This is a genomic window from Thioalkalivibrio sp. HL-Eb18, from assembly GCF_000364985.1.
Taxonomy (GTDB): Bacteria; Pseudomonadota; Gammaproteobacteria; order Ectothiorhodospirales; family Ectothiorhodospiraceae; genus Thioalkalivibrio.
This window is the reverse complement of record NZ_KB822965.1, coordinates 21,677-43,133: the sequence shown is the minus strand read 5'-3', so window position 1 is coordinate 43,133 and position 21,457 is coordinate 21,677. Positions and strand designations below refer to the sequence as shown.

Here is a 21,457-nt window from a genome sequence, read left to right as displayed (position 1 = left end):
CTTCCGCAGGCAGGGATAACGCCGGTGGGTGTTGTGGGACACGGGGCTTTTCGCCTGCAAGCAGGCTCCCACATCGCCAGGAACCTGTAGGAGTCTGCTTGCAGGCGAAGGCGGTTTCTTCCCGATCAGGGTCATGGCAAGGGGCCGCCATGCGGCGGCCCCTTGGTTCCCGGCCGGTTTAGCGGCGGCGGTAGTTGTCGTGGCAGGCCAGACAATGGTGGCGCACGCCGTTCAGGGCCTCGGTGGCGCGAAGCTGGAAGTCTTCGTTCTCCAGGTCGTCGGCCGACTCCACCTTGCGCTGCAGTCGTTCGGCGGCCTCGCGGTAGGCTGCCTTGTACTCGGAGAACTCCGGGTCCTCCCAGGCCGCGGGCAGGGCCCCGGGTTCGCCGTCCCGCGCTGGTGTCTCGCGTGCGAACCAGGTTTCGATGTCGTCGGCGCGGCGCGCCAGTTCCTCGGCCAGACCGGGCAGACGTTCGGCGAATGGTGCGTCATAACGCAGGATCTGCTCGATGCTGCGGTAGGTGGCCGAGGTGCCCTGCATGCTCTGCTGACGGAAGCGCTGGAAGGCCTCGGTCGCATCCACTTTGGCCGGATCGTCCAGGGTCTCGTCATAGTCGCCCCAGGGGCCCGGCATTGTGACAGTGACCTCCGCGGTGGCCGGGCTGCCGGTGGCAGCCAGCAACAGGATCGCAAAGAGGGTGGTTCTCAACGGGTGGTGGATCGGTTGCATCCAGTTCATGTCGATTCTCCCGGTCATTTCTCAGAAGCGGAACTGGTGCTGCAGGTGCAGCTCCCAGTCCGAGGTGTCGGTGTCGCGGTCCAGCCACATCAGTTGGGTCTTGTGCCGCTGGCCACGGTGATACCAGTTGAGGCCGGCACCCCATTCACGCTGCCAGCGCTCGTCAGTGCCAAGATCGTCGCCTGCGTCGTGGCGCAATACGGCGTGGCGCGCGGCGAACTCCAGTCCCTCCACCGGCAGCGACTGCGCCAGTTCCAGTTCGGCCCCCAGGTCGTGGTAGCTCGCGGTGCGGTCGGGGGAGACATCGCGGCGGAAGGCCGCCAGCGACAGCGAGGTATGGGCGAACTTGACCACCGCGTCGGCGGTGGCGGTGATCCAGTCGGCGCGTTGGTTGGCCACCGTGTCTTCGATGCCGCGGCTCCAGTCGCGCAGGTGGTTGCGGCTGGCGGCCTGTACGCCGGCGCCCAGGGCGACGGTGCGCTCCACGGCCTGGCCTAACGTGGTGTTGTCACGTGGGACTGCGCCGACCGGGGCCCACGCGCCGCGCGCGCTGAACAGGTGGCCGGATGTGGAGGGGCGATCGTCGCGCTGATCCAGACGCCCGCGACCGTCAAACACGCCGATGGCCCATGCCCGGTTGTCGCCGGCGCCGCCCAGCAGGGCGATACCGGTGTCGCGGCCGGCCGGAACCTCGAACTGGTTGCCGGCGATGCTCAGTTCGGTGAACAGGCGGTTGGGTCCGCCGATATCCCGCGACAGGCCGAAGGGGACCGTAAACTGGCCAGCCCGCAGGCCCAGGTGTTCACCCAGTGCGTACTGCAACCAGATGTCGCGCATGGACAGCTCGCCGCTGCTGAAATCCGGCTGCAGGCGGAAGCTCAGATCGGGGTGGAACAGGGTGCCCGAGGTGTCCAGCCAGGCACGACGGAAGTCGAATTCGCTGCTGGAGCCATCCGGGTCTCGTTCGTAGCTGTAGCGGCCCTGGATCAGCGGATCCAGGGTGACCTGCAGGCCGTCTTCCGCGTCGCCGAATTCGAAGCCGGCTTGTGCCGGCGCGATGCCCGCGGCCGTCATCAGGCACAGGGTGGCCAGGGCCGGGACGGCATGCTGTCCCGGTCGGAGATGGGTATGGTTCATTGTTGGGTTGCTCCCTTGGACGCGCGACCCCGCACGCCGTGGATGAAACGACGCCGGAAGCTGGACAGGGAGCAGGGGAGGCCGGGCGATGCGAGCACGCCGGTCTGGCCCGCTCGGCCGCCCACCGCGGCGTCGGGTGTCGTCCAGGCCGGTCTCCGGACTCGCGAAGTGGATGCGCGATGCATCCAGGGCGGATCGCCTTCCCGCGGGCATCCCGGGGATGCGCCGCAGTGGCATTGGATCCGCCCGTCTCCGCCTACCGTTGCGGGGGCAGTGCCGGCCTTGCGAATGTCGATTCGCGCACCGGCTTCCCGATTATCCCCGGCGGCTGAGCGCCGGGGCACCTAGAGAGGGGCGAACCGTAATGGAGGGAAAAGAGGGGGTCAAGTTTGTCCGGGTATCCCGGGAAACGGTGTAGTGGGGGCGAACCCGGCTCCCCTGGAGGCTGATAATTGATGCAGATCATCTCCGGGGCGGATTTTGATCGCGACCAGGTTTCCGCGTCTGTAGGGTGGGTTTTAAGTGGTTTGGACCGAGTCTATTTCGGTTCGCGCCGATATCCGCTTCTCAGATGTCTGTTACTCATCTGTTACTCAAGGGAGACCTGTATGAAAACGCTTTCCGGATTCCGCATGACGGCGCTGGCGGCTTGTGCAGCCGTCGCGTTCGGGGCCGCAGCCCCGGCCGTGGCCGATACCGACTATTCCGAATACCGCGACGTGTTCGAGCCGCTGCCGGCGCTGCCGCCGATCCCGGCGGACAACTCGATGACCAAGGAGAAGATCGAGCTGGGCAAGATGCTGTTCTTCGAGCCGCGCATCTCCAGCTCCGGCGTGATCTCCTGCGCGACCTGCCACAACCCGGCGCTGGGCTGGGCGGACCGCATCCCGCGCGCGGTGGGCCATGACGGCCAGGTTGGCGAGCGCAATACCCCGACCGTGCTGAATTCCGGCTTCTTCACGGCCCAGTTCTGGGATGGCCGCGAGGACGATCTGGAAGGCCAGGCCCTGGGCCCGATCCAGGACGCGATCGAGATGGCGATGCCGCTGGAGGAGGCGATCGCGCGCCTGGAGGAGTTCAACGAGTACCAGGAGAAGTTCGAGGCGGCCTATCCCGACTATGACGGCGACAACGTGATCAACACCGACCACGTGGCGAAGGCGCTGGCGACCTTCCAGCGCACGCTGAACACCCCGAACTCGCCGCTGGATCGCTGGCTGGCGGGGGACGAGGGCGCGATGAGCGACCAGCAGATGCGCGGGATGAAGCTGTTCGCGGATAACGGCTGCGTGGCCTGCCACAGCGGGCCGGCGCTGACCGACAGCAACTTCCACCGCATCCAGGTGCCGGGCTCGGAAGACAAGGGTCGTTATCTGGTCACGGGTGATGAGGCCGACAAGTTCGCCTTCAAGACCCCGACCCTGCGCAACGTCGCGCTGACCTACCCCTACATGAACAACGGCGAGACCGCCACGCTGGACGAAGCGATCCGCATCATGGGGCAGGAGATGCTGGGCATGGAGTTCAGCGATGACGAGGTCGCGGACATCGAGGCCTTCATGCATGCACTGACCGGCGAGATGCCGCGCTTCGATATCCCCGCGCTGCCGTAGACGAGTCAGTCCCCCCTTGCGGGGATCCCTGCAGGCCGGGGCTTGTCCCCGGCCTTTATTTCAGGCGCTCCGTGCGCTCGTGACATGGCGCTTCTGCTACCCTGTGCGCCTTTCCCGATCACCGGAATCGAGTGTCTGACCCATGAGCTTTCGTACCCGCTTTGCCCCCAGTCCAACCGGCTATCTGCATATCGGTGGTGCCCGCACCGCGCTGTTCTCCTGGCTGTATGCGCGTCACCACGGTGGTGAGTTCGTGCTGCGTATCGAGGATACCGACCTGGAGCGCAGTACCGCGGAGTCGGTGAACGCGATCCTCGAGGGCATGAACTGGTTGGGGCTGACCTACGATCACGGGCCGTTCTACCAGACGGAACGCTTCGACCGGTACAAGGAAGTGATCGACCAGTTGATGGCGACGGGCCACGCCTATCGCTGCTACTGCACCAAGGAAGAGCTGGATGCGATGCGCGAGGAGCAGAAGGCGCGCAAGGAAAAGCCACGCTACGACGGACGCTGCCGCACCCGCACCGAACCGCGCGAGGGGGTGGAGCCGGTGATCCGTTTTCGCACCCCGGACGAGGGTGTGACGGTTGTCGACGACATGGTGCGCGGCAAGGTCGCCTTCCAGAACCGCGAACTGGACGACCTGATCATCGCGCGCTCCGACGGCTCGCCGACCTACAACCTGACGGTCGTGGTCGATGACATGGACATGGGGATCACCCACGTGGTCCGCGGCGATGACCACCTGAACAACACCCCGCGCCAGATCAATATCCTGAAGGCGCTGGGTGTCGAGCCGCCACGCTACGGCCACCTGCCGATGATCATGGGCCCGGACGGGGCCAAGCTGTCCAAGCGCCACGGCGCGGTTTCGGTGATGCAGTACCGCGACGAGGGCTACCTGCCAGAGGCACTGCTGAACTATCTCGTCCGTCTGGGCTGGGCGCATGGCGATCAGGAGATCTTCTCGGTGGACGAACTGGTGCGCCTGTTCGATATCGAGGACGTGAATCAGTCCGCCTCGGCGATCAACCCGGACAAGCTGTTGTGGTTGAACCAGCATTACATCAAGACGCTGGACCCGGATCATGTGGCGCTGGAGTTCGGCTGGCACCTGGGTCAGCTGGGCATCGATCCGGCCAATGGCCCGGCGATGCGCGACGTGGTGATCGCTCAGCGTGAGCGAGCGCGCACCCTGCGCGAGATGGCCGAGAACAGCGTGTACTTCTACCGCGAGTTCGAGGACTACGACGAGAAGGCCGCGCGCAAGCAGCTCACCGCCGAGGCCCTCCCGGTGCTGCAGACGCTGCATGACGGTTTCAGTGCGCTGGGTGCCTGGGAGAAGGAGCCGCTGCACGAGGTCGTGGTGCACACCGGCGAGCGGCTGGATCTCAAGCTGGGCAAGGTCGCGCAGCCGCTGCGTGTGGCCCTGACCGGCAGTACGGTATCGCCGCCGATCGACGACACCCTGGTGCTGATTGGGCGTGAGCGATCACTGGCTCGAATCGAGCGGGCGTTGAAGAAAATTTCGGCGGAAGCGGGTTGACACTCCAGGGGGTGCTGGCTACAGTACGCGCTCGCCTGACACGGGGCCATAGCTCAGCTGGGAGAGCGCCTGCATGGCATGCAGGAGGTCGGCGGTTCGATCCCGCCTGGCTCCACCAAATTCGGGTGTAAGCGAGTTCACCGATGCATCGTTTTGGGGTTATATCCATCTGGGTGGGTCTGGTGATCGCAGTGGTTGGACTGTTCGGCGGTTTCGGGCTGATGTTCACCGGGGAGCAAACCTGGTCCAAGCCCCTGATTGCGGCGGTTCCGATCGGATTTCTTCTGGTGTTTACCGGTGTTGTAACCACGATCATTTATCGTGAGACCGCCGGAGGTCACAGAAGCGGCCGGCCCCAGGGCCCGCCAAACTAGCAACAAGACGTTGCCTCTACGTCCCCATCGTCTAGAGGCCTAGGACACCGCCCTTTCACGGCGGCGACCGGGGTTCGAATCCCCGTGGGGACGCCATTATTCCGAAAAGGCCCGAACCGAAAGGTTCGGGCCTTTTCTTTTGTGCAGGACGCTACCCGTGCTGGCCCGGGATCGCTTCAGGCGAGCCGCGGGTTCTGCTGCAGCGCCTGCTCGGATGGGTGTCGTCGGGGGATGATGCAGTGGTTGATGCGCAGGAGTTCGCGTTCGCTCCACTGGCGCCAGACGTCATCGCGAGCAAAGCGGGCATAGTCGAGCAGGGTTAATCGTTCGATATTCGGGTTGCCGTGGTCGTGGGCCAGACGGCGTGCCCGCTCCAGCTCCTGCCAACCCTCGTTGTCGGTGCCGTCGCTGTGTTCCAGCAGCGCATGGGCACGCAGTCGCCGGATTGCGGGCTCGAAGCCGTGGTCGCCTCGTTTCAGGCAGTTGGCCAGCGCATCGGTGGCGATCTCCAGGCGTTCCGAGGGTTTGGCGCCCGTTGCATGCAGTGCATCGAGCAGGAAGAGCTGAAAGATGGTGCTGACGCCATCCATGATGTGGCGCAATGCGTCTGCCTGTTCCCGGAGTGGTGCCACGGCCGAGGTTTCGCCCTGGCGAGCCAGGGCCCAGTGCTGCAGCGCCAGGCCGGAGGCCCGCCAGAGCGGATAGTCATAGTCCTCGGCAATCGCGAGCGCGCGGCGGGCGGAGGTCATGGCCTCGTCAGGATCGTCGGCGAAGAAGCCAAGCGCCGCCCGAAAGGCGTAGACAAAGGCCTCGGTGGGGCGGTGCTCCAGTGCTGCGGCCTCGGCGCAGGCCGCATCCATTTCAGCCCACGCGCGGGCGTGGTTGCCGAAGAAGATGAGCGTCCAGGCCATGAAGCCGCGCGCACTGATCGCGGGGTTTTCGGTGTGGCGCGCGACCAGGTGCGGGTGGTCGTCTTCGCGGTACAAGGCGACCGCCTGGGTCTGGTGTTCCAGCGCCAGCGGTAGCTGGCCACTCCAGAAGTGCGTGTTGCCTTGTACATAGTGTGCGGCGATTCGTAGCAGGCGGTCGTTCGACTGCTCTGCGACCTGTTCCATGTCGTTGGCCAGTCGGTGGGCTTCATCAAAGCCGTGCCAGGATCCGGCGCCGTGCCAAAGGCCCCAGAGCACACGGAAGTACTGCACCGCATCTCGCTGAGGCGCGGTGATGCCCAAGGTGCGTTCGAAGATCGCGTGGACCGTGCGGGAGCCGTACCCCAACAGGGCGAGGTTTGAGGCACCCAGTCCGCCCAGAGCTCGCTGCGTCTGCGCGTCGCGTTCTTCCGAGGGTTCCCGGTCGCCTAGCTCGCGATCGAGACAGCTGAGGGCATCTTCGAAGTAGTGTGATGCCTCCAGCAGCATGCCCCGGGCGAACGCCGCCTCTCCCGCCTCGAGCCAGGCGGGCACGGCCTCGTCCACACGTCCGGCGTGATAAAGATGGCTGGCCACCTGGCCCCAGTCGATATTGCTCGTGCCTTGATCGTCACGCAGGAGATCCGCCAGGCGGCCGTGAAGACGCGTTCGTTCGGCCACCAGCATGGATTCGTAGGCAGCCTGCTGGAATAGGGCGTGACGGAAACGGTAGCGCACACCGTCCAGGACGCCGACCGGCTCGACGAACCCGCGGCCCGTGAGGCGGCTGAGCTGGCGGCGGATCGTGTCGGCTGGCTGCTCCAGGAGGTGACTCAGGATGCGTGTATCAAAATCGCGTCCGATTACGGCGGCGGCGTGGGCCAAATCCCGCGCGGTCCCGGTTTGTTCCAGGCGTGCCACCAGCAGATTGGCCAGCCCGGGCGGCAAGGTGTCGGGGAGGGTCCCCGTGCGCGCGGCTTCGAGGGTGTAGCGCGTCAGCTCCTCGAGAAAAAGCGGGACGCCCTCGCCGCGTTCGATGAGTTGCGCGCGCAGGTGTTTCGTCAGGCGATGCCGGGTGTCGCAACGCTCGATGAGTTCATGTGCAGCCTGGTCGGGCAGGGCGTGCAGTCGCAGATGCTCAAGCGGGACATCGCGCCAGTTGGAGCGAAAGCTCATGCGGGCCGTGAGCAGGGTCAGCAACGGGCGGTCATGCAGGCGCTGATACAGGCGTCGAAGGAATTCGGCCGTGCCGGAATCCATCCAGTGCAGGTCGTCACAGATCAGCAGGAGGGGGCCTCGGCGGGCTCGGCGCCGGGCGAGCTCGACGAGGACATCAATGATGTGATCCCGGTCGAGTCCCTGCGCGGCCAGCGCTTCGAGCCCGTTGCTGTCCGGGTGTGTGAGCCAGTGCGCCAGGGCGTCGGCGATGTCCGCATCGAGTGAGCGAGCGGTGCCGAGGACCCGTGCCAGTCGCCGCTGGCGGCTGGCATTCATGCTGCCGAGTCCAAGCCAGGTGGCGAACGCCTGACGCACGGGCGCCAACAAGTGCCGCGAGCGGTCCTCGCGGCACTTCAGCAGGAAGCGCGAGCGCGCCTGGCCGCGGATGCGCTCGTCGAGGTGTCGTGCGAGGCGGCTCTTGCCCAGTCTGAAGTGGTCCAATGACAGCGGACACCCCAGTTAAGCCACACTAGATGGGTAACTGGAGGTGAATGTGAGCAAGCAGAGACGAGCGCGATACAGCCGGGAGTTCAAGGCCAACGCGATTGCGATGGTCGAGAGCCAGGGCTATGGCTGCACGGAGGCGGCCCGGCGGCTCGGGATCAACCGGAGCATGCTGTCCCGCTGGCAGCGTGAGGCGCGGCGCAAGGCGGCCGGCGAAGCCGTTACTGAGCCGGCCTCGAACGGTCAGGAACAGGAGTTGCGGCGGCTGCGCGAGGAGAATCGGCGGCTGCGGGAAGAGCGGGCCATCTTAAAAAAGGCGGCGGCCTTCTTCGCCAACGAGTCGGACTGAGATATCGGTTCATTGAGGCGGAGAAGGCGAACCATGCGGTGACCCTGCTGTGCCGGACCCTGCGGGTCTCCCGGAGTGGATTCTACCAATGGCGCCAGCGCGAGGATGCGGCTGATCCGATCCATGCCGAGCTGCTGTGGCATGTGCGTTCGGTGGACCAGCACTTACGCCACCGAGCGGGGAGCCGCCGGATGGCATATGAGCTGCGCCAACGGGACTTTGCCGTGGGACGGCACCGGGCTCGGAGCCTGATGCGGGAAGCCGGTCTCGAGTGTCAGCAGCGCCGTCGGCGGTGGATCTCGACGACCGACAGTCAGCACCGCTTACCGGTGGCCCCGAACGTGCTGCGGCGCCAGTTCCGGGCTGAAGGGCCCAACGAGATCTGGGTGGCCGATATCACGGCGCTGTGGACCTTCGAAGGCTGGGTCTATCTGGCGGCGATCCTGGACCTGTATGACCACCAGGTCATCGGTTATGCCCTGGCCGACGGCATGCCGGTGGAGCTGACCCTGGAGGCGCTGGAGATGGCGGTCCGGCACCGGCGACCGGCGCCGGGGCTCATCCATCACTCGGATCAGGGTAGCCAGTATGCCGCCACGCGCTACCAGGAACGGCTGGATGCGTTGGGCTTCGTGCCCTCCATGAGCCGCAAGGGCAACTGCTGGGACAACGCGGTGATGGAGCGCTTCTTCGGCGCACTGAAAAGCGAGTGGACCGACGCCCGGACCTACCGTACCCGCGAGGCCGCCCGACTGGATGTCGTGGAGTACATCGAAATGCAGTACAACAGCGTCCGACCCCACACGGCCCTGGGCCAACTTACCCCCCGGGAGTGGGAAAAGGCTGTTGCTTAGAATGGGTGTCCGTTCTCACTTGACCAGAACAGTCCGGCTTCACCCTGGATCAGTACAAAGTGCGGCTTGTGATGTTTGAGTGTCTGGCGCCAGATTTGGTGCAGGCGCTCAAGCTCCTCTGTGCGTCCCGCCAGGGGGGTGAGGCCACCTCGGGCGTGCTGGGCATCGACACGATCCAGGGGGCCGGGGTCGCCCGTGACGCGCTGGCTTCCTTCGGGTGCTCCCGTGCCCGCGTGAGGGCTGAAGAGAAAATATCCCGAGACGCGCTGGTGCACGGATGGAGAGACCACGAGCGTTCCCGTGTCGGTCGAACGCGCCAGAGCCTGCGCGCGCTGGCTGAGCTGGCCAGCGGGGTCGGGGGTGTCCGGGTCGACCCCTGTTACGATGAGGTCGGTATCGACGCTTATGCGCAGCTGACAGTCGCTTGGTGCTGTCTGCAGGACTTGCCAGGCGGCGTGGACGGCATCGACAGTGGCCTGCTCGCGTCCTGCAGGATAGCCAAAATAGGCGAGGAGGCCGCAGCCAGGGGCCCGAACGACATGGCCCCGATGGTTCAGCAAGACCAGGTCCAGTTGCTCCAGCGTGTGTTGCATGCGTTCATGCTGCAGCTCTACGTCAAGGTCGGAGTCCGCCTGGACAAGGCAGGCCACGACGGTGACCCGGCGGCGCTCGGCACGCAGGGAGGCTGTCTCGGGTGTGGCAGTCGGAGACACCGTGGCCGGTGCCTTTGGTGTTGGGACCAGGATTTCGTCGCGGGTTCGCACCAGTAACTGACCAGGGCCATCGACCGCCTGGCGCTCCAGGCGGCCAAAGTGTTCCAGCGCCCGCTCGCGGTTACCCATGCCGGCCAGGGTCAGCATGACCAGACGGTGCAGAGCCTCTTCGTGGGGCTCCATCGCCACCAGGCGCTGGAGCTCGGTGAGCAGGGCCTCGGCGTCTGAGGAATGACAGAGAACGTCGAGATTTTCCTCGATCAGAAGGAGCAGCTGGGACCAGTAGTGGTCGCGCTGTGTCTGTGCCCAGGCGGCGAGCTCGGGGAGATCCTGGAGTGCGCGCACGGGATCAAGAAAGGGCCCATGGTAGTGGCGGATGCTCGCGAGGGTATGTGCGGCCAGTTCGTTGCAGCTCAGGTGGCTGCGGTCGGCCCGCAGGCGGTGCAGGGCGAGGAAATCGATCTCGGTGCCGGGCTGAAGCTGAAAGTGGACGTAGCGCGGTGTGGCTTCAAGCAGGGCGGTGGGCAGGTCCGGGAGTTGGCGCCGCAGCTGAAAGAGGCCCTGGCGCAGGTTGACACGTGCGCTGTCGCTGTCCAGCTCGGGCCAGAACAGGTGCGCCAGCTCCTGGCGTGGAACGCGCCGTGGACATTCGGCCGCCAGGTAGGTCAGCAGCAGCCCCAACTTGGTGCCGGACAGGGCGGGCACATCTCGTCCCTCGACCCGCACGCCGACTGTGCCGAAGGTCGTGATCTCCAGATGAGCCAACCATCCCCCCTATCACAAACGCCGGGTGCATGCCAACAGACGACGTCGCCGCTGTTGCCGGTGCCCGGGTGGTTATTGCGTGTCTTGCCCGCGCTGTCTGGCCGCGAGACGATATCACCTGGATTGTAACGGGATTTGAGGGGCCGGGTCAGTCGATCCGGATGGTGGTGTATCCCTGCCGCTCATAGCCCATGATGGACAGGAAGGTGTTGCCCACCAGATGGACGCCCGGGATCAGGTCCTCCTGGCCCAGATCAAAGCGACGGGTGGCGATGTAGCAGGCCTCCATATGGACGCCATCCAGCTCCTGGATGTCGGCCAGGCGGTCATGGATGTGGCGTACTGCCGAGACGTCCTCGATCTCCAGGTGGTTGGTGTCGCGCGCGATCAATGCGGCGGCACCGCCGCGAAACGCGAACACCATGTTCGGTTCCAGGCCCTGGCGCACCATGTCCTCGTAGGTCTCCTCGATGACGCTCAGCCGGGCAATCAGACGTTCGGGGTCGCCAATGGTGATGTCCCAGAGGATCTGGCCGTGTTCGGCGCCTGCGAGTGCACGCTCGTCTGAGGGCTTTTCTGCCGCCACCGGACCCGTGAGCAGGAAGGCCAGCAGGACAGGACCGATCATGCCGATCAGCCGGTATTTCATGGCGTACTCCTTGCCGACCCGGAGCCGGTTTCTGGGTGACTATGTCTCAAGTTTAGGGCATGGGGACCCGTGTGTGCATGAGCCGCCATGCCTTTGCCTGCTCCGAGGGGCGGCCGCGATGGCCGCCCTCGCGTCTCCCTAGTGCCCGTGGTAGCCGTTGTGCAGGTACTCGACACCATCGAGGTTTTGCACCTGGATCTCGCGTACCGGGATGAAGCGCGCGGAGCCGGGTGCGACGATCTCCTCAGTCACGCGGATGCGGTAGGGGGCTTTGGAATTCAGGATCTGCCCTACGTAGCGCTTGCCCTCGTGGGTCACGCGTACCGGGGTGGTCTTGTCGTGGCGGCTGAAGTTGTAGCTGACGCCTTTGGGGTAGTGCAGGTTGCGTTCGGAAAAGGTCATGTCTGGGCCTTGCTGGATGATGTTCTTTAATTGGGTGAAGTCTTCTTGATGGCCTCGAAGGCCTCGAGTGCGGCCTGGCGGCTGGCTTTCAGATCGACGATCGGGTCGGGATAGCCCGGGGTGCCGCCGGCGCCCGGGGCGTGAATATACCGTGTTTCGGTCTTCTTGAGCACCGGCAGAAAGCTTCGCACGAATCGCCCGTCCGGGTCGTATTGTTCCCCCTGGCGTTGCGGGTTGAAGATCCGGAAATAGGGTGCCGCGTCGGCGCCGCAACCGCCGGCCCACTGCCAGCCCAGGGTGTTGGAGGCGAGATCGGCGTCGACCAGGGTGTCCCAGAACCATCGGGCGCCGTGTCCCCAGTGCAGGCGCAGGTTCTTGGTCAGAAACGAGCCCACGACCATGCGCAGGCGGTTGTGCATCCAGCCGGTTTCCCACAGCTGGCGCATCGCTGCGTCCACGATCGGGATGCCGGTGCGGCCCTGCTGCCACGCGGCGAGGTCGGCCTCCGATTCGCGCCAGGGGAAATCTTCGAAGCGCGGGTTCAGGGGCTGTTCCGTCGTGTGCGGGAAGTGATAGAGCACATGGTGCGCAAAATCGCGCCAGCCGAGTTCACGCACGAAGGACTCGGGTCCCTTGTGATCCAGGCTGACGCCGGCATCGCGCAGTGCGCGCAGCACCTGGCGCGGCGAGACCTCGCCAAAATGCAGATGCGGTGACAGCCGCGAGGTGCCGTCCTGGTCGGGACGGTCGCGGCTGTCGGCATAGCCTGCGATCGCCTGCTCGAGGAACCGCTCCAGGCGGTCCCGGGCGCCACGCTCGCCGGGCGTCCAGGTGGCGCGCAGGCCGCCGGCCCAGTCGATTGGTGGCAACAGTTCCAGGTCGTCGAGCATCAAGGAACGCGGTGGTTTCCCGGGCGCCGGCAGGCGGGAAGGGGCGGGGAGCGGGTTCTGTTCGATCCCGCGCTGCAGGCAGGCGCGCCAGAACGGGGTGAAGACCCTGTACGGGCCGCCCTGGCCGGTCTCGACATCCCAGGGCTCGATCAACAAGGCCGCGTTGAAGCTGCGAACCTCCAGTCCGTCGGCGCGCAGCCCGGCCTTGATGCCCTGGTCACGCAGGACGCGAGCGGGTTCGTAGACGCGGTTCCAGTACACGGCCTTGGCCCCGGTCTCGGCGACCAGCTCGCGCAGGGTGTCGAGGCTCGGGCCGGCGCGCACGACCAGAGGGCTGCCGGCCTTGTTCAGCGCCTCGTTGAGCGACTGCAGGCTGTGGTGCAGCCACCAGTTGGAGGCGGCCCCGGGGGGCCACTGCAGGTCCTCGTCCGGGGCATGAATGAAAACCGGGATCACGGCCCCGCCGCGCTCGACGGCGGCATGCAGCGCGGGCTGGTCGGCCAGGCGCAGGTCCTGGCGCAGCCAGACGAGGGTGGGTCCGGGCATCAGAGTCGCTCCCCCTGGCGCAGCCGTTCGCGGATCGCGGCGGCCTGTGTGCGAATGGCCTGAAGGCGTTCGGTGTCCATCTTCTCGACGTGCTTCCACTGCAGCGCGGTGCGCGGATGATTCGCGAAGCGATCGCGGTGGCGATCGAGGAAGTCCCAGTAGAGGGTTGTGAATGGACAGGCGTCGTCGCCCAGCGCCTCGGTCGGGTGATAGCGACACTGCGTGCAGTAGTTGCTCATGCGCTGGATGTAGCGCCCGGTGGCGACATAGGGCTTGGAGGCCATGCGGCCGTCATCGGCGTGCTGCGACATGCCGATTACGTTCGGCATCTCCACCCATTCCACCGCATCGACGTAGATGCCCAGATACCACCCGTGAATGGCGGCCGGTTGTACCCCCAGCAGCTGCGCGAACAGGCCGGTGACCATCAGGCGCTGGATGTGGTGGGCATAGCCAAGACGCAGGGTCTGCCCGATGGCTTCGTGCAGGCAGTGCATCTCGGTGTTGGCATCCCAGTACAGCGCCGGCAGGGGCTCCCCGGCTTCGAGCGCGTTCCACTCGTGCCAGCGCTCGCCGAAATGGAAATACAGGCCGCGCACATACTCGCGCCAGCCCAGGATCTGACGGACAAAGCCTTCCGCAGCGGCCAGCGGGGTATGGCCACTGTGCCAGGCGCCTTCCGCCGCAGCGATTACCTCGCGCGGGCCGAGCAGGTGCAGATTCAGTGCGGCGGACAGGCGGGCGTGGTACAGCCAGGGCTCGCCGCCCCACATGGCGTCCTGGTACCGACCGAAGTATGGCAGCCGGTGGGCAATGAAATCGTCCAGTGCTTCGCGCGCCTGTGCGGGCGTGACCGGCCAGTCGAAGTCCTCGCAGCGGCCGGGGAGGTCGGGCAGCTGCTCGGCGATGGTCTGGATCACCTTGCGCGTGAGGGCGTCGGGCGGGAAGGCTTTTGGCGTTGGCAGCCGGCCGGGGCCTTCGCGGCCGAAATGCCGCCGGTTCTCGGCGTCGAAGTTCCACTGGCCGCCGGCGGGTTCGCCGTCCTCCATCAGCACATCAAGGCGGCGGCGCTGGTCGCGGTAGAAATGCTCCATCCGCGGTTGCTTACGGGCCCCGGCCCACTCGGAGAATGCCTCGAGCGATACCAGGAACAGCGGGTCGGACAGGACGGTGAGCGTGACCCCGGCGCTGCGGCAGGCCGCCTCCAGTCCGCGCTGTACGCGGATTTCGCCAGGTTGCAGGACCTGAACCTCGCACGGACGCAGGCGGCGCAGATCGGCCTCCAGGACGGACTCGAGCGTGTGGTGCCTGTGTTCGCCCAGGGCATGGTAGTGCAGCGTCCACCCGTCCTCGCGCTGGCGCCGGGCGAAGTGTCGCATCGCCGAGAGGAACAGCACCGTACGGGCGGTGTGTGACGGGACATGCAGCGATTCGCCCGGCACCTCGGCCATCCACAGGGCGTCACGGGACGGGTGCAAGGCCTCCAGAGCGGGGTGTGGCTGGGCGAGCTGGTCACCTAGGACCACCAGTAATCTCGTCGGGTGGTCGTTTGCGGTCGGAGGTTGGCCGGAGTCCACGAGCCGTGGTGGACCGGCTCAGTGAGGCAGCTGTCGGCTGAGGAGTTCGGCCGCTTCGAGCGGCGCGCCGGGCAGCACTTCGATCTCGCGCTGATGATCCATCTGGGCGAGTTCCAGCGCGGCGGAACCCGCCAGATAGCAGCGCGGACCGGGACGACTCAGGATGGCCTCGACGCGCGGCAGTTCGGGCGAACGCATCAGCTGCGAGGATCCATGGATGATCACCGCAGGGGCCGACAGACGCTGCACCAGTGCCTCTAGGGCCTGGGGGCTGGTGGCGTCGAACAGCGGAAGGGTCTTCAGGCCCCGTCGGGCGCAGGCCAGCTGCAGTAACATCCCGCCCACTTGCTGGTGCCCGCCCCCCAGTACCAGGCACGGGATCGAGGGGCCCTCGCAGGCCCGGATCGCGGCGCGCAGCTGGTCGGAAAAGGCCGCGGTCGCCCAGGCCGCGAAAACCGCCAGGCGAACCTCGCCTTCGGGCGAGTGCCGCGATTCTTCCCGCAGGCGCCGATAGACCTCGAGAAAGGCGCTTTCATGCACGCCATTCCAGCCGTGGCGCATGACCAGCCGCGCGTAGGTCCTTTCCAGCTGACCAACGTCCAGTTCCGCAACGGAGGCGTAGAGCGCCTCGGCCAGCGGGTCGAGCGTGTGGGGCGCGATGCCGGGTTTGCTGGTGCCCGTGCGATTGCGGTCGGCGGGCGCCTCGGCCTCGGTATGCGATGAGGGGGGTATTTCGGTGATCGCGTTCTCGCTGGCCAGAACTCGATGGACCTGGGAGACCGGTATCCCCTGGTCGAGCAGTTCCAGGATGCGCTTGATACGTGCAATGTCGTCTGCACTGTACAGCCGATGGCCCTTGGGGGTGCGCATCGGGCGGATCAGCCCGTAGCGACGCTCCCACGCGCGCAGGGTGACGTCATTGATCCCGGTCTCCGCGCATACATGGCGGATGGGATAGAGACCTTCCTGTTCGGACGTGCCCAATTGTGTCGCGCTGGCCATAGGTTAATTGTACAGCTTCTGTACGGATCATGTACTGCGTGTTCAGGCCGAGCATCGGCCGTACGCATGGTTGCCGTCAACCCCGGTTCCGAACGCCCCCTGAGATTGGTCACCAGGCTTTCATGGTGTATCCCCGTTGGAATGAACCCGACCGAGCTTTAGTCCCCTAATAGGGCAAAGGATCCCATATGGAGGCGAACCATGCCGCAGGACGGACACAGAGCGCGACATCCGGTCATTCGGGCCAGTTCCATGCTGGGCGTGATTACAGCCCTGTCCTTGGCTGTGGCCATGCCGGTGCAGGCCAATCCCGAAATGGCAGAGAGTATTTCCCCGTACCTCCGGTTGCATGTCGACGACCCGGTACAGTGGCGTGCCTGGGATCCTGCGCTGCTGGAGAAAGCCCGTGAGGAACAGCGCCCGCTATTGATCTCGAGTGGGTACTACTCCTGCTATTACTGCCATGTCATGCAGGAGGAGAGTTTCCAGGACGATGGCATTGCCGAGCGCCTGAACGAGCATTTCATCCCGGTCAAGGTCGATCGCGAGGTGAACGGCGCGCTCGATACCTATCTGCTCGAGTTTCAGCGCGCGACCGCCGGGGCAACCGGCTGGCCGCTGAACGTGGTGGTCACGCCCGAGGGGTACGCGCTCACAGGCGTGGTGTATGCCCCGCGTGATCAGTTCGCGGAGTTCCTGGACGGCATTACCGATCGCCTCGAGGCAGACTACGACAGGCTTCTGGAGCTCGCTCGCCGCGGCAGTGACGAGCTCTCCGAACAACTGCGCAAGGGCGAAGAGCCCATGTCGGACAGTCGGGCGGCGCGTCTGCCGCAGGTCCTCTGGAACGCAATGGAACGCGAGGCCGATGACCTCCAGGGCGGGTTCGGGAGTTCGACCAAGTTCCCGCATTCGCCGTGGCTGCGCGCGATGCTCGAGGCCGAACAGGCTGGCAAGGCACCGGACTGGGTCCCGGAATTTCTCGAGATCACGCTGGACGAGATGAGCGGGTCCGGGCTGCGTGACGTCCTGGGTGGCGGGTTCTTTCGTTATTCCGAATCGCCGGACTGGGACGAGCCGCATTTCGAAGTGATGCTGGAGGACCAGGCCCAGCTGGCATGGATTTACCTCAAGGCGGGCAAGCACTTCGATCGCGATGACTGGGTCGATATCGGCCTGGAGAACCTCGATTTCGTGAAGCGCGACATGGCCCTGCGCGAGGATGATCTGGGCGAACAGGCCGACGTCGGTCCCGAGGGCTTTCGTGGATTCGCGGCCAGTCTCTCGGCCATCGACGAGCAGGGGCGCGAGGGCGGTGCGTACCTGTGGCCTGAGGAGGACCTCGACGCTGCGTTGGCGGAGCACGAGCACCCGGAACTGGTGCGGGCCTATTTCGGGATGGAAGGGCCCTCGGTGTTCGACCTCGGATACCTGCCACGTGGAGGCGATTCCATCACGCAATTGGCCGAGCGCTTCGAGCTCGACGAGGAGGCGGTGCGGGAGCAGGTGGACAGTGGCCGCGAGGCCCTGATCCAGGCTCGCGAGGAGCGCGGTCTGCCGCGCGACGAAAAGGTCCTGACCGGGGCGCATGGGCTGCTGCTTTCCGCGCTGTCGCTTGCAGCCGACCACGACGAGCGCTTCGAGGAGGCCGGAGAGGCCGTGCGCTCGTGGTTGCTGGAGGTGGCCGAGTCGCCCGACGACTTGCCGACGCTGATGGGCCTGCCGAGCGACGATGCCGGCGGTGCGACGCTGAACGACTACGCCTATGTTGCCCAAGGGCTTCGTGACTGGGATTCGGTACGCGACAGTGGTGATCGCGACGCCGCGATCGCCTTGCTGGAGACGGCCTGGGAGCGTTTCCGCGACGACGACGGTTTTCGCTCCGAGCCGGAACCCCCGCTGCCCGGGATGATCTCGCAGCGCTTCCATCCGGCGGTGCATCGGCCGTCGCCAACCACGCTGATCCTGCGGATGACCGAGGGCTGGCTGGAGGAGAGCGACGCGCTCAAGACCGCGTTCGAGGAGTATGACCTGCGCCCGGGGCTCGGCGTCGAGGGACAGCCGAAACATCACGCGCGGCTGATCCTCTGGTTCCAGGAACGCGACTGATCGCCAGCGCCCGGCGTGCGGCGCACCTGTCCGGCGCCGTGGAGGCTGGGTCTGGTTCATCCTCTGGTGTTTACGGTGGCTTCTGTCCGCCGCCTGCCATGCGCTGTTTCGGCAGCGCGCCCCGCCCGTTGTTGATCAAGAACGGGCTTCTTTGCTCGTGCAAAGAAGTAACCAAGAAACACGCCCGGGATTCGCCCAGGAACCTTGCTCCGGCCGCGCCAGGCCGGCGGCGCTGAAACTCGCTGCGCTACGCTTCGCTCAAACAGTCAGCGCCCCGTTTCTATTTTGAATCGGCCGGCCTGTCACGCCCTCCACAAGGGGCTCATATCGGGAGGGAAGGTCAAAACAGGCGGTGTTCCAGCATCAGAGGTAAGCCCTGTGCTGTAGGGTGCCGTTGAGCGCAGCGAAACGCACCATCCCAGCGTCGGGGCAACCCTGATGCGATTCGCTACGCTCATCCGCATCCTACGGTGGGCTCCGGCGCCCGCTGGCGGGCGCGGCACGCCATGGCCGCAGGCCGAGCGTGCCCAGGATGTCGGGACACCTTGCCTCCATCCATTGGCACGAACGTCAGAACCGCCGTTGTCTTGACCTTATCCCCCCGTATGAAGCCCCTTGCGGAAGGGTCCTCGGGACGGACGATTCAAAATAGAAACGGGGGCGCTGACTGTTTGAGCGGAGCGTAGCGCAGCGAGTTTCAGCGCCGCCGGCCCGAGGGCCCTGGAGCAAGGTCCCCGGGCGGAATCCGGGTGCGCCTCGACGGGTACTTTCTTGGGCAAGCAAGAAAGTACCTCGGGGTGCGCTGCCGAGACAGCGCTTGGCAGTATGCGGGCCGAAGGCACGTAAACACCGGATGATGACCTGGGACCAGCCACAATAAGGTAGGCGGTCGGACGAAGCCACGGTAAACGCCAGAGAATGAACCAGGCTCAGCCTCAACGGCGCGGAAGGTGGCCGGGGGGGCTACCTGGGTGTTAGCCCGGCAGGGCGGTCGAGGGGGGGGCTCAGTCGCTCGCTTGGGCGGCGCGTTCTTTTTCGGCCTGGTGCAGGCGCTGGAGCATGGCCTTGAGCACCTTCGGGTTGCCGGCGACGACATCACCGCGGCGCAGCACATCCGGGTTGCCGGCCCAGTCACTGACCACGCCACCCGCCTCCTGCACCAGCAGCAGGCCCGCCGCGATATCCCAGGGCTGGAGGCCCATTTCCCAGAAGCCATCGAAACGCCCGCAGGCAACCCAGGCCAGATCCAGCGCGGCGGAGCCAGGACGGCGCACACCGGCGGTACCCGGCACCAGGTGGCGCAGGCTGCTGAGGTAACGCTCCAGATCCTGGCCTTCGCGGAAGGGGATGCCCGTGCCCAGCAGGGCGCCGTTGAGGTCCTTGCGGTCGGAGACGCGGATGCGACGGCTGTTGAGAAATGCCCCGGCACCCCGCGTCGCGGTGAACAGCTCTTCCTTCAGCGGGTCGTAGACCACTGCCTGTTCCAGTCGTCCCTTGTGCTTGAGTGCGATGGAAATGCCGTACTGGGGGATCTCGCGCAGGTAGTTGGTGGTGCCGTCCAGCGGGTCGATGATCCAGACGTATTCGCCGTCAGCCCCGTCCTGCTGTCCGCCTTCTTCCGCCATGATGGTGTGATCGGGGTAGGCGCGGCGCAGGGCCTGCACGATCGCCTGCTCGGCGGAGAGGTCGACATCCGACACCCAGTCGTTGCGGGCCTTCTCGCGCGTGTTCATACGATCCGGTCTTCCCCAGGCGCGGGTGGTGATGCGTCCGGCCTCGCGAGCCGCCGATACCGCCGTGTTCAGCATGGGGTGCATGGGGTGTCTCCTGGTGTCCTGAGGGGTGTCCAGCGGGCGCGCGCACGTGCCGCGGAAAGGCCGCGAACAATACACAAGCGGCTCTTTTTTGGGAAGTCGCAGGCACCGGTGTGTACAATCCGACGCCTTGAACGAAGGGGGTTCCGCATATGGAGCAATGCCTGGGCCGGGTGCGGGTCGTGCTGGTGGGCACGACGCATCCGGGCAACATCGGCTCCGCTGCACGCGCGATGAAGGCCATGGGGATCACCGATCTGGTGCTGGTAGCGCCAGAGCGGTTCCCGCATGCGGATGCCACGGCGCTGGCCTCCGGGGCCGATGACCTGCTGGCGGGGGCACGGGTAGTGGACGACCTGGCGGCTGCGGTCTCGGACTGTGTGTGGGTCATTGGCACCAGCGCCCGGTTGCGCACGCACTCGGTGCCCGTGCTGGGTCCGGACATCGCGGCCGAACAGGTGCTGACGCAAGCGGCCGAGGGGCCGGTCGCGCTGGTGTTCGGGCGCGAGCACAGCGGGCTGACCAACGCCGAGCTGGATCACTGCAACGCCTTTGTACAGATCCCGACTGTCCCGAATTTCAGCTCCCTGAATCTCGCTGGCAGCGTGCAGGTGATGACCTATGCCTTGCGCATGGCCGCCCTGGCCGGAGAGTCGGCCAGAACGGCAGCCGAACCGGATGATGCGCGCGACCCGCTGGCGAGCCAGGCGGAGATGGAGGGCCTGTTCAGCCATTTTGAAAAGGCGCTGACGACCATCGAAGTGCTGGATCCCGAGAACCCGCGTCATCTGATGCGGCGTCTGCGCCACCTCTATATGCGCGCGGGGCTCAGTGCCAGCGAGGTGCGCATGCTGCGCGGCATATTGACGCACACGGAGCGTGGCCGCTGAGGCGGGCCGCGCGCGGAAGTGATACCTTAGTAAATGACTCAGGAATGAGGCCGGACCATGTTTGACAGGATGCGCGAGGATATCCGCTGCGTGTTCGCACGCGACCCCGCCGCCCGCAACGCCTTCGAAGTGTTGACGGCGTATCCCGGTCTGCATGCGCTCTGGTATCACCGGCTGGCGCACTGGCTGTGGAACCATCGTATGCGCTGGCTGGGGCGGGTGATCGCCAACTTCAGCCGCTGGGTAACCGGGATCGAGATCCACCCGGGCGCGAAGATCGGGCGGCGCTTCTTTATCGACCACGGCATGGGCGTGGTGATCGGCGAAACTGCTGAGGTCGGCGACGATTGCACGATCTACCACCAGGTGACCCTGGGTGGCACCAGTTGGGAGGGCGGCAAGCGCCACCCGACGCTGGGCAACGAGGTGGTCATCGGTGCGGGGGCCAAACTGCTCGGCCCGATCCACGTGGGTGACCGTGCGCGCATCGGTTCGAATGCCGTGGTGCTGAAGGATGTCCCCGCGGATGCGACCGCGGTGGGAATCCCGGCGCGGGTCATCGGTCCGCGGCCGGAGCCGGACCCGCGGTTTCAGCAGATGGCCGACCGCATGGGCTTCGACGCCTATGGCGTGGCCCGCGACATGCCCGACCCGGTGGCCAACGCGATTCACCGGATCGTGCATCGGGTGCACGAACTGGACGAGCGCATGGACAAGGCCTGCCAGGCCCTGAAGCGTGCGGGGATCGACCCCGGTGAGGTGGTGGGCGATGCGGACTCGAGGCCGATCGAGCCCTGCGATCTGGAGGGGCTGGAGCCGGACGAATGTGAAGTGCCCCGGCCTGCGGAAAGCCAACAAGAACGTAAACAGCAGGGGAATACTTGATCGTTTTGGTCGGGTATTCTAAGCTGCGCG

At 65.9% G+C, this 21,457-nt stretch carries 14 protein-coding genes, 2 tRNA genes, 3 pseudogenes and 1 riboswitch; of the genes and pseudogenes, 9 read left to right on the top strand and 10 right to left on the bottom strand.

The genetic code is table 11. From position 1 onward, the window contains the following. Positions 1 to 178: 178 nt before the first annotated feature. Positions 179 to 739: a cytochrome c gene (locus tag F813_RS0105960; RefSeq protein WP_012982222.1), complete on the bottom strand. Its 561-nt coding sequence runs from the start codon at positions 737 to 739 to the stop codon at positions 179 to 181. A 21-nt stretch (positions 740 to 760) separates the two neighbouring features. Next, positions 761 to 1,876: a porin gene (locus F813_RS0105955; RefSeq protein ID WP_012982223.1), complete on the bottom strand. Its 1,116-nt coding sequence runs from the start codon at positions 1,874 to 1,876 to the stop codon at positions 761 to 763. A gap of 128 nt (positions 1,877 to 2,004) precedes the next feature. Then, a riboswitch (cobalamin riboswitch) is annotated at positions 2,005 to 2,239 on the bottom strand. A 269-nt stretch (positions 2,240 to 2,508) separates the two neighbouring features. On the opposite strand from F813_RS0105955, the gene F813_RS0105950 reads away from it, so the two are divergent. From F813_RS0105950 to F813_RS0105930, 5 genes are all read left to right on the top strand, one after another. Then, the gene (locus tag F813_RS0105950; RefSeq protein WP_017925906.1) at positions 2,509 to 3,489 is read left to right on the top strand and encodes a cytochrome-c peroxidase; all 981 of its coding nucleotides are present in this window, start codon (positions 2,509 to 2,511) and stop codon (positions 3,487 to 3,489) included. A 142-nt stretch (positions 3,490 to 3,631) separates the two neighbouring features. Further along, a complete protein-coding gene (gene gltX / locus F813_RS0105945; RefSeq protein WP_017925905.1) occupies positions 3,632 to 5,038 on the top strand; it encodes a glutamate--tRNA ligase in 1,407 nt (468 codons plus the stop codon). Positions 5,039 to 5,080: 42 nt separating this feature from the next. Continuing rightward, positions 5,081 to 5,156 (top strand) — tRNA-Ala (locus F813_RS0105940). Positions 5,157 to 5,181: 25 nt separating this feature from the next. Further along, the gene (locus tag F813_RS0105935; protein ID WP_012982227.1) at positions 5,182 to 5,412 is read left to right on the top strand and encodes a hypothetical protein; all 231 of its coding nucleotides are present in this window, start codon (positions 5,182 to 5,184) and stop codon (positions 5,410 to 5,412) included. Between the two features lie 20 nt (positions 5,413 to 5,432). Beyond that, positions 5,433 to 5,508: transfer RNA gene (locus F813_RS0105930), tRNA-Glu, on the top strand. 80 nt (positions 5,509 to 5,588) lie between these two features. Here F813_RS0105930 and F813_RS13555 read toward each other — a convergent pair. Next, positions 5,589 to 7,964: pseudogene (locus F813_RS13555) on the bottom strand (AAA family ATPase); the annotation flags it as partial. Positions 7,965 to 8,031: 67 nt separating this feature from the next. Between F813_RS13555 and F813_RS13545 the strand changes: the two are divergent. After that, a pseudogene (locus F813_RS13545) lies at positions 8,032 to 9,185 on the top strand (IS3 family transposase). Positions 9,186 to 9,214: 29 nt separating this feature from the next. Here the strand turns inward: F813_RS13545 and F813_RS0105920 are convergent. The 6 genes and pseudogenes from F813_RS0105920 to F813_RS0105895 all read right to left on the bottom strand — a co-directional run. Further along, positions 9,215 to 10,663, bottom strand: a pseudogene (locus F813_RS0105920) (BTAD domain-containing putative transcriptional regulator); the annotation flags it as partial. Between the two features lie 148 nt (positions 10,664 to 10,811). Next, a complete protein-coding gene (locus F813_RS0105915; protein WP_012982230.1) occupies positions 10,812 to 11,312 on the bottom strand; it encodes a hypothetical protein in 501 nt (166 codons plus the stop codon). A gap of 138 nt (positions 11,313 to 11,450) precedes the next feature. Continuing rightward, on the bottom strand, positions 11,451 to 11,714 hold the full coding sequence (locus F813_RS0105910) for a hypothetical protein (protein ID WP_012982231.1): 264 nt from the start codon (positions 11,712 to 11,714) through the stop codon (positions 11,451 to 11,453). A gap of 26 nt (positions 11,715 to 11,740) precedes the next feature. Beyond that, complete coding sequence (locus tag F813_RS0105905; protein ID WP_017925902.1) at positions 11,741 to 13,150, bottom strand: deoxyribodipyrimidine photo-lyase; 1,410 nt, start codon at positions 13,148 to 13,150, stop codon at positions 11,741 to 11,743. Beyond that, a complete protein-coding gene (locus F813_RS0105900; protein WP_026148161.1) occupies positions 13,150 to 14,676 on the bottom strand; it encodes a cryptochrome/photolyase family protein in 1,527 nt (508 codons plus the stop codon). The genes F813_RS0105905 and F813_RS0105900 overlap by 1 nt, the downstream gene beginning before the upstream one ends. Before the next feature lie 69 nt (positions 14,677 to 14,745). Beyond that, positions 14,746 to 15,729, bottom strand: coding sequence for a MerR family transcriptional regulator (locus F813_RS0105895; protein WP_017925900.1), 984 nt, complete (start codon positions 15,727 to 15,729; stop codon positions 14,746 to 14,748). Between the two features lie 252 nt (positions 15,730 to 15,981). Here F813_RS0105895 and F813_RS0105890 point away from each other — a divergent pair, with 252 nt between their 5' ends. Next, positions 15,982 to 17,838, top strand: coding sequence for a thioredoxin domain-containing protein (locus F813_RS0105890; RefSeq protein ID WP_026148159.1), 1,857 nt, complete (start codon positions 15,982 to 15,984; stop codon positions 17,836 to 17,838). A 1,004-nt stretch (positions 17,839 to 18,842) separates the two neighbouring features. Here F813_RS0105890 and F813_RS0105885 read toward each other — a convergent pair. Further along, the gene (locus F813_RS0105885) at positions 18,843 to 19,655 is read right to left on the bottom strand and encodes an inositol monophosphatase family protein (protein ID WP_017925898.1); all 813 of its coding nucleotides are present in this window, start codon (positions 19,653 to 19,655) and stop codon (positions 18,843 to 18,845) included. 149 nt (positions 19,656 to 19,804) lie between these two features. Between F813_RS0105885 and F813_RS0105880 the strand changes: the two genes are divergently transcribed. Further along, positions 19,805 to 20,542, top strand: a complete 738-nt coding sequence (locus F813_RS0105880; RefSeq protein ID WP_017925897.1) for an RNA methyltransferase — start codon at positions 19,805 to 19,807, stop codon at positions 20,540 to 20,542. Positions 20,543 to 20,599: 57 nt separating this feature from the next. After that, a complete protein-coding gene (gene cysE, locus F813_RS0105875; RefSeq protein WP_196793819.1) occupies positions 20,600 to 21,427 on the top strand; it encodes a serine O-acetyltransferase in 828 nt (275 codons plus the stop codon). The last annotated feature ends 30 nt before the right edge of the window (positions 21,428 to 21,457 follow it).

Bases quoted from the DNA above. Each gene is read 5' to 3' on its own strand.
- gltX (WP_017925905.1), top strand. From the start codon at position 3,632: ATGAGCTTTCGTACCCGCTTTGCCCCCAGTCCAACCGGCTATCTGCAT.
- F813_RS0105885 (WP_017925898.1), bottom strand. From the start codon at position 19,655: ATGCACCCCATGCTGAACACGGCGGTATCGGCGGCTCGCGAGGCCGGA.
- F813_RS0105910 (WP_012982231.1), bottom strand. From the start codon at position 11,714: ATGACCTTTTCCGAACGCAACCTGCACTACCCCAAAGGCGTCAGCTAC.
- F813_RS0105905 (WP_017925902.1), bottom strand. From the start codon at position 13,150: ATGCCCGGACCCACCCTCGTCTGGCTGCGCCAGGACCTGCGCCTGGCC.
- F813_RS0105880 (WP_017925897.1), top strand. From the start codon at position 19,805: ATGGAGCAATGCCTGGGCCGGGTGCGGGTCGTGCTGGTGGGCACGACG.
- F813_RS0105890 (WP_026148159.1), top strand. From the start codon at position 15,982: ATGCTGGGCGTGATTACAGCCCTGTCCTTGGCTGTGGCCATGCCGGTG.
- F813_RS0105915 (WP_012982230.1), bottom strand. From the start codon at position 11,312: ATGAAATACCGGCTGATCGGCATGATCGGTCCTGTCCTGCTGGCCTTC.
- F813_RS0105950 (WP_017925906.1), top strand. From the start codon at position 2,509: ATGACGGCGCTGGCGGCTTGTGCAGCCGTCGCGTTCGGGGCCGCAGCC.
- F813_RS0105895 (WP_017925900.1), bottom strand. From the start codon at position 15,729: ATGGCCAGCGCGACACAATTGGGCACGTCCGAACAGGAAGGTCTCTAT.
- F813_RS0105955 (WP_012982223.1), bottom strand. From the start codon at position 1,876: ATGAACCATACCCATCTCCGACCGGGACAGCATGCCGTCCCGGCCCTG.
- F813_RS0105935 (WP_012982227.1), top strand. From the start codon at position 5,182: ATGCATCGTTTTGGGGTTATATCCATCTGGGTGGGTCTGGTGATCGCA.
- cysE (WP_196793819.1), top strand. From the start codon at position 20,600: ATGTTTGACAGGATGCGCGAGGATATCCGCTGCGTGTTCGCACGCGAC.
- F813_RS0105960 (WP_012982222.1), bottom strand. From the start codon at position 739: ATGAACTGGATGCAACCGATCCACCACCCGTTGAGAACCACCCTCTTT.